This window comes from Spirulina sp. LEGE 11439, assembly GCF_059821285.1.
In genome coordinates this window covers 93,182-101,336 of record NZ_JCAMRX010000020.1, presented here as the reverse complement: position 1 = coordinate 101,336, position 8,155 = coordinate 93,182, and the positions used below count along the sequence as shown (strand labels likewise).

Sequence of the window (8,155 nt, the reverse complement as noted above, 5' to 3'; positions counted from 1 at the left end):
ACCAGTCACCAGTCACCAGTCACCAGTCACCAGTCACCAGTCACCAGTCACCAATTACCAGTCACCAGTTATCAATAACTAATAACAAAAATGATCGTGACAGTTAAATTCTTTGCGGCTTATCAAGAGGCTTATCAGTGTGCCGAAATGTGTTGGGAGTTTCCCGATAATACGCCTGTTTCCGCCGTGTTGGAAAAAGCGATCGCACAGCACCCTCACTTAGAACGATGGCGAGAAGTTACTCGTTTCGGTGTTAATCTTAATTTTGTCGAGAGCAGTACTCTTTTAAAAGACAAAGATGAAGTAGTTCTAATCCCTCCCGTTAGCGGCGGCATCTCCACAAAACGATAAACAATTATCAATGAAGGAACGGGAAATCAGTTAAAGAGGTTAAACTATCAGAATGAGTAACCTTGATTTAAGGGATTTTGCATTTCTCAAGGCTTATCGCGGGATTTTCGGAACGAAACGATGAACGAAAATACAAGCTATCAAATTCTTTTAGTAGAAGATAATCTTGTCGATACGAGATTATTAAAAATTTTACTGTTAAATATTCCGAACTTTGCAATTGAACTCACCTGCGTTAAAACTTTAGCCAAAGCGATCGCCTCCCTCAAAGATATTCGCTTCGATGCAATCCTGCTCGATCTCTTTCTTCCAGACAGTCGGGGTTTAGAAACATTAACGCACCTCAAGCAAGAAAGTCTTGCTTGTCGTCCTAACTCCTCAGAGACCATGCGATCGCTACAATGGCAAACCTTACCGCCGATCGTGGTTCTGACGGGATTGGAAGACGAAGAAATTGCCATGAAAGCGATTCAAGTGGGAGCGCAAGATTATTTACTGAAAGGGGAACTCAGCAGCCGTTTATTAATTCGCACGTTACACTATTCTATCGAACGCAGTAAAATTGAGGAATTGCTCCGGCAAGCTTCAGAAGAACTCGATGCAGAATTGAATCGACGAACCGCCAATTTGCAGAGTACCCTAGGGGAGCTAGAAACAGAAGTTGCTCGCCGCCAACAAGCCGAAATACAATTGCGTCAAGAGCGAGAAAATTTAGAAGTATTAGTGCGGAAAAGAACCGCAGAATTAGAAGCCAAAAACGCAGAACTCCATCAAGAGATCGCTCGCCGGCAACAATCGCAAGAAGATTTAAAAGAGAGCGAAGCCCGCTATCGTTCTGTTATTGAGAGCAGTAAAGAAATTATCTTTCAAACCGATCGCGAAGGCAATTGGCTTTTTCTCAACCCAGCGTGGCAGGATATTCTCGGTTACAAACTCCCAGAAACCCTCGGGAGAAATGCTTTTGAGTTCATCCATCCCGGCGATCGCTCAAGAGCGATCGCGGAGTTTGAGGCGCTGATAAACGGTCATAGTTCCGCCAGTCATTGCCAAATGAAATGGATGCACGTGGATGGTAGCATTCGCTGGTTAGAAGTGTTTGCCAATGTACAGGTGACGGCAGCAGGAGAGATATCGGGAGTATCGGGGATTGTTCGCGATGTCAGCGATCGCAAACAATCAGAAGAACAACTCAAACTGTATCGGGAAATTGTTGCCAATGCCAACGATGCGATCGCCATTATCGATCCTTCCGGTTACTATCTCGAACAAAATCGCGCCCATGCTGATTTAGTTGGCTATACGAATGAGGAATTAGAGAAGGAAACCCCTAGCATTCATCTTGGCAATGAAGTTTTTGGCGCGATCGCGGGAGAACTGGCCGCAACAGGCATTTATCGCGGAGAGGTTGCCTCTCGGGCCAAAAGCGGAGAAAGCTACGATCTCGATATTTCGGCTTTTACCATCCGAGATGAAAGCGGCGAACCCACCTGTTATGTGGGAATTAAGCGAGATATCAGCGATCGCAAGCGTATCGAACGGGAATTGCGTTTTACACAATTTGCCGTAGATAATGCCGCCGAAATTATTATTTGGATCGACGATCGCGGGCAATTCGTGCGGGTGAATGAAGCCGCTTGCACGATTAGTCGTTATTCTCAAGAGGAACTGCTCGATTTAAGTATTTTTGCTCTCGATCCCAATTTTTCTCAACCCCATTGGCTGGACTTCTGGGAACAGGCTCAGCAACAGCGATCGCTGACACTCGAATCAGTTTTGCAAACCCAAGACGGTGATTTTATTCCCGTTGAAATTCTTGCCAATACCATCGAATTTGACGGACAAGCCTATATTTGCGCTTTTATTCGGGATATTCGCGATCGCATTTCCACGCAACTCGCCCTCCAAGACAGCGAAGAACGCTTTCGCCATACTTTCGAACAAGCAGCAGTGGGCATCGCTCAAATATACCCCAATGGCAAATTTGCTCGGGTTAACCAAAAACTCTGTCAGATTTTGGGCTACAGTCCCGAGGAATTATTGCAATTAAACTTCCGCGAAATTACTCACCCCGAGGATGCCGAAATTAGTATCGAACGCGTTAACCAGTTATTGCGACGCGAGAGAGACACCTATTCCCTCGAAAAACGCTACATCCGAAAAGATGGCTCCCCGGTTTGGACGCATCTTACGGTTTCCTTGGTTTGGACAATTGAAGGAAACCCCAAACATTTTGTCAGTATTTTTCAAGATATTAGCGATCGCAAAGCCGCCGAAGCCCAATTACAAGCCACTACTGCCGCTAAACAAGAAGTCCAAGCAGAATTAGATCGCATCATGGCCTCATTGGAAGATATTGTCTGGTCTTTTGACGCAAAAAGCTGGCAATTGACTTATATTAATGCTGCCGTGGAAAAGATTTTCGGGCGCAAAGGAGAAGAATTTATTGCCGACTCCAACTTGTGGATCGAGTCTACGCATCCCGACGATCGCCAACGGGTGCAAGACGAAACGCAGATATTGCTCGCAGTGGGCGATCGCCAACTCGAATATCGCATTCTTTGCCCCGATGGAACGATACGCTGGATTTCCTATCACGGGCGAGTCACTTATGATGAAACCGGACAGCCCTTGCGGATTGATGGCATTACCAGCAATATTACCGCACGCAAGAAAATTGAAGAAACCCTCAAGCGCGAACGTGCCTTCCTGCGTTGTTTGATCGATTCCATTCCCGATTACATTTTTTATAAAGACTGCGATGGCGTTTATTTAGGATGCAATCTAGCGTTTGCTGAGTTGTTGGGACATTCCGAAGCCGAAATCGTCGATCGCACGGACTTCGAACTATTTGAGTCTCGGGAATTAGCTTTAGCCGTGAGAGAACGCGATCGCCAAGTTCTCGAAACCGAATGTTCCCAAGGCCATGAAGAATGGGCAACCTATCCCGATGGCACGCGCATTCCTATCGATACCCTGAAAACCCCTTTTATCGGGGCAGACGGAGAATTGTTGGGGATTATCGGCATCAGTCGGGATATTAGCGATCGCAAAACCGCCGAAGCCACCCTCGCTCAGAAAAATGCTGAGTTGCAAGCCATTTTTGAGGCCATTCCCGATCTATTTTTCCGGATGTCTGCCGACGGGATATATTTAGATTATAAATCCTCAAATTTTGCTGACTTATATGTATCCCCCGAGGCATTTTTAGGCAAGAATTTGACGGAAGTTGTCCCAGAAGCGATCGCCGAAAAAATTCAAGCAAGTATCAATCGCGCCCGAGAGGAGAAATCCGTAGTCGCCGTTGAATACACCCTCACGATCGACGATCGCGAAGAATCCTTTGAATGTCGTACCGTACCTTTTTCTGAAGATCAAGCCGTATGTATCATTCGCAAAATTAGCGATCGCAAGCAAGCCGAATTAGAATTGCGCCACAGCGAAGCCAAACAACGCGCCCTGATCGAATCTATTCCCGATTTGCTCATTCGCATGAACGCTAATGGCACGTATCTGGAAATGATTTGCGGGGGACGGGTTGAAGAAATCTTTTATCCAGAACTCAGAGGAGGAGTGGCTAATATTTACGATATTCTTCCCCAAGAGAAGGCAGAGGAACGCATGGGCTATATTGACCGCGCCCTCGCCACTGGAGAAGCGCAAATTTATGAATATCAATTGGTTTTAAACGAGACAATTTTAGAAGAAGAAGCGCGGATCGTCCCTTACAAGGAAGATGAAGTCTTGGTCATGGTTCGGGATATTGGCGATCGCAAACGGGCTGAAGCAGAGTTACGCCAAAGCGAAGCAAGAAATCGCGCTCTGATTCAAGCCATTCCCGATTTACTCTTCCAAGTTAGCGCAGATGGTATTTGCTCGAACATTTTGAGTCAGGGGCAAGTCCCATTATTCAACCCCGAGAAGACCAACCAAAAAGCCAGTGTTTGGGAAATCTTACCCCCTGATGCGGCTCGAGAGCGCATGGATTACATTCACCAAGCCCTCGCTACCGGGCAACCTCAAATCTATGAATATCAACTGGTGAAAGATGAGCAGGTGTGGGATGAAGAAGCGCGAATCGTATCTTGCGGGGAAGATGAGGTATTAATAATGATTCGGGATATTGGCGATCGCAAGCGGGCTGAAGCAGAGTTGCGCCAAAGCGAAGCTAAAAATCGCATCCTCATTCAAGCCATTCCCGATCTTTTGATTCGCATGAGAACCGACGGGACCTATCTGGATGTGATTAGCGGCGGTCAAGTCGAGTTATTTAAACCCGATCTTATGCAAAAGAATGCCAATCTACACGATATTCTTCCCCCCGATCGCGCCCGAGAGTGGATAGAGTATGCAAAGCGATCGCTCAGACTGGGAGAACCTCAAGTTTACGAATACCAACTAAACGAAGGGGCAAAAATTTGGGATGAAGAAGTGCGGATCGTGCCTTGTGGAGAGGATGAAGTCTTGGCCATGGTGCGAGATATTAGCGATCGCAAGCGGGCGGAAATGGAACGCGATCGCTTTTTTACCCAATCCATCGATCTACTTTGCATTGCGGGCTTCGATGGCTTCTTCACACGGCTCAACCCTTCATGGGAAGGAACTTTAGGTTATACCCCAGCAGAACTTATAGCTCGCCCGTTTATCGAATTCGTACACCCAGACGATCGCATTGCGACTCTAGAAGCAGCAGAACAACTTGCGGCAGGCAACAATATTGTTTACTTTGAGAATCGCTATCAATGCAAAGATGGCTCCTATAAGTGGCTGGCATGGAATTCCACCTCATTTCCCCAAGAAGGTATGATCTATGCAGTTGCCCATGATGTCACCGAGCAAAAGCACTACGAAGCCAACCTCGAACGGGAACGCCGACAACTCCAACAAATTGTCAAGAATGCCCCCGTTGCCATGGCCATGTTCGATCGCCAAATGAATTTTCTTGCCCATAGCGATCGCTGGCTGACGGACTACGAACTCCCCGATATGCCCCTCGTGGGTTGGCATTATTACGATATTTTCGCCGATATTCCCGATCGCTGGCGAGAGGCACACCAAAGCGCTCTACAAGGCGAAAAACTCTCTCATCCCGAGGATATCTTCCATCGCGAAGACGGGAAAAAATTTTATTTGCGCTGGGCATTGCATCCTTGGTACGAAAGCGATGGGGCGATCGGCGGGATCGTAATGGTCACGGATCGCATTGATGAATTAGTCCAAGCCCGAGAAGCTGCCCTAGAAGCCGCCCGACTCAAATCTCAATTCCTTGCTAACATGAGCCACGAAATTCGTACCCCTATGAATGGGGTCTTGGGCATGACCGAGTTATTATTAAACACACCTCTCAATCGAAAACAGTTAGATTTTGTCCGAACCCTAAGAAGTAGTGGCGAAAATTTACTGACGATTATCAACGATATTTTAGATTTTTCCAAACTCGAAGCTGGTGAAATGCGTTTAAATCCTCATGGATTCGATCTGAATGACGCGATCGAAGAATTATTAGATTTATTTGCCCCTCAAAGCCGCGCGAAAGGCTTAGAACTGGCTTGCATCATCGAACGAGATGTTCCTCTCTCCCTCAAGGGGGATGCAGCCCGCTTGCGCCAAATCCTCACGAATCTCCTCGGCAATGCTCTCAAATTTACCGAAAGCGGCGAAGTTATATTGACCGTCACCCGTCACCCATCACCCAGCCCTAGCAAGGGAGAAATGAACGACCCTCCCATCTCTGAGGAATTCCCTGACTCAATAGGAAATGAGGGCGAGCAACCCCTTAAACATTACAAATTGCGTTTTTCTATCAAAGATACGGGAATTGGTATTTCTCCCGAGGGGCAAAAGAAACTATTTCGTTCTTTCTCACAGGTAGATGCCTCCAATACTCGCAAGTATGGGGGAACGGGGTTGGGACTGGCGATCTGTAAAGAATTGGTGCAGTTAATGGGCGGTGATATTGGCATGAAGAGTAGCAGCGATCGCGGTTCTACGTTTTGGTTTACTGCCATTTTTGAGTCTTTAACTCCCGAGGAGGAGGAAAATATTCCCCCTCGCAAAAATGCACGAGTTTCGATCGCTGCCCTCGCTGGGAAGAAGTTACTCGTTGTCGATGATAATGCGACTAATCGCAAGGTCGTATGCTTGCAAGCAAAGGCATGGGGAATGGAGGTGGACGAGGCGCAAACCGGAACTATTGCCCTCGCGATCCTGCGCTTGGCTGCAGTGCTGGGCAAACCTTACGATCTCGCACTATTGGATATGCAAATGCCAGAGATGACTGGGGAAATGTTGGCTCGGCAAATTCGCAGCGAAGCCGATATCGCGGCAACGCGATTGATTATGATGACTTCTCTCGATGATGTCGATCTCATGGCTCGGCTGCGGGAAATTGGCTTAGATGGGTATTTTCTGAAACCGATTGTCGCTTCGCGTTTATTAAATGGCTTGCTCGAGGTGGTGGAAAAAGACCCTTCCTCCGCGATCGCGGCCCCTCCTCCGATCGCCTCTCCGAAGGAACGAGAGATTACTCTTTTTGCCGAGTCAGAAATTCCGACCACCGCGATCGCCGGTCAAATTTTGGTGGCGGAAGATACTCCCGTCAATCAAAAAGTAGTGTTAAATCAATTACGACTATTGGGTTATGAGGCAGATTGTGCCAATGATGGGCGCGAGGCATTGGCACAATGGGAACAAGGCAATTACGCCCTGATTTTTATGGATTGTCAAATGCCGGTCATGGATGGCTATCAGGCTACTCAAATCCTGCGGCAGCAAGAAGGAGACGAAGGACATACAATTATTGTCGGTTTGACGGCTTATGCCATGAAAGGCGATCGCGAAAAATGTCTCGAGGCAGGGATGGATGATTATCTGGCTAAACCTGTTTCTAAGGATGATTTAGCAGCAATTTTGAAAAAATGGATTTCTTCAGTTACCCGTCACCAGTTACCAGTCACCCGTCACCCGTCACCCGTCACCCGTCACCAGTTACCAGTCACCAGTCACCAGTTACCAGTCACCCGTCACCAGTTACCAGTCACCAGTCACCCGTCACCAGTCACCAGTGCAAGTGCAACCTATAACCAACAACTCATTGACAAAGAACAATTAGATGCGATTACGGATGGCGATCGCGAATTTCAAGAAGAATTATTGCGATCGTTTATTGATGATGCACGGATAGATTTAGTGCAAGCCAAAGAAGCATTAAAAGAGAGAGATATGCCGAGTCTCGAACGAAAAACACATCGGATTAAAGGGGCAGCAGCGAATTTAGCGATTACAGAATTAGCGCAAGTTTCAGCAACATTAGAACGACAAGCCAGAGAAAATCAATTAGAAAATCCCGATCGCCTTCTCGCAGAAATTGAAAGACTCATTGAAGATGTTCAGCAATACTTAATAGCCAACAACCAACAACCAACCAACTACCAACCACCACCAACCACCAACCAACCACCAACCATCAACCAACCAATCATCGATCGCGAATTTTTACAAAGCATTTCAGGAGGCGATCGCACTTTTGAAGTAGACTTATTGAATTCATTTGCGATCGATATCGAGACAGAATTGCAAGCGGCAAATACTGCATTTTTAGCAGAAAACTATATCGACTTAGTTCAGAGAGGGAATTCTTTTAAAGGGGCAGCAGAGAGTGTTGCAGTCAGGCTTATTCCCGATTTGGCGACTCAATTAGTTGCCAGTGCATCGCAACGGAATCGAGAAGCGATCGCTCTAATTCTCAAGGAAATCGAACAAATTTTAAATCGTGTAAAAATAGAATTAGACTCTTAATTTACCATCA

The 8,155-nt window shown here is 46.7% G+C and carries 2 protein-coding genes; both read left to right on the top strand.

Annotation, left to right across the window (positions count from 1 at the left end):
- Nucleotides 1–90: 90 nt before the first annotated feature.
- A complete protein-coding gene (locus AC6RV6_RS15030; protein ID WP_500241676.1) occupies nucleotides 91–351 on the top strand; it encodes a MoaD/ThiS family protein in 261 nt (86 codons plus the stop codon).
- A gap of 120 nt (nucleotides 352–471) precedes the next feature.
- Entirely contained in the window at nucleotides 472–8,145 is a 7,674-nt protein-coding gene (locus tag AC6RV6_RS15025; protein ID WP_500241675.1) for a PAS domain S-box protein, read from the top strand.
- Nucleotides 8,146–8,155 lie beyond the last annotated feature (10 nt).

Coding starts and splice junctions, on each gene's coding strand:
- AC6RV6_RS15030 (WP_500241676.1), top strand. CDS start 91: ATGATCGTGACAGTTAAATTCTTTGCGGCTTATCAAGAGGCTTATCAG.
- AC6RV6_RS15025 (WP_500241675.1), top strand. CDS start 472: ATGAACGAAAATACAAGCTATCAAATTCTTTTAGTAGAAGATAATCTT.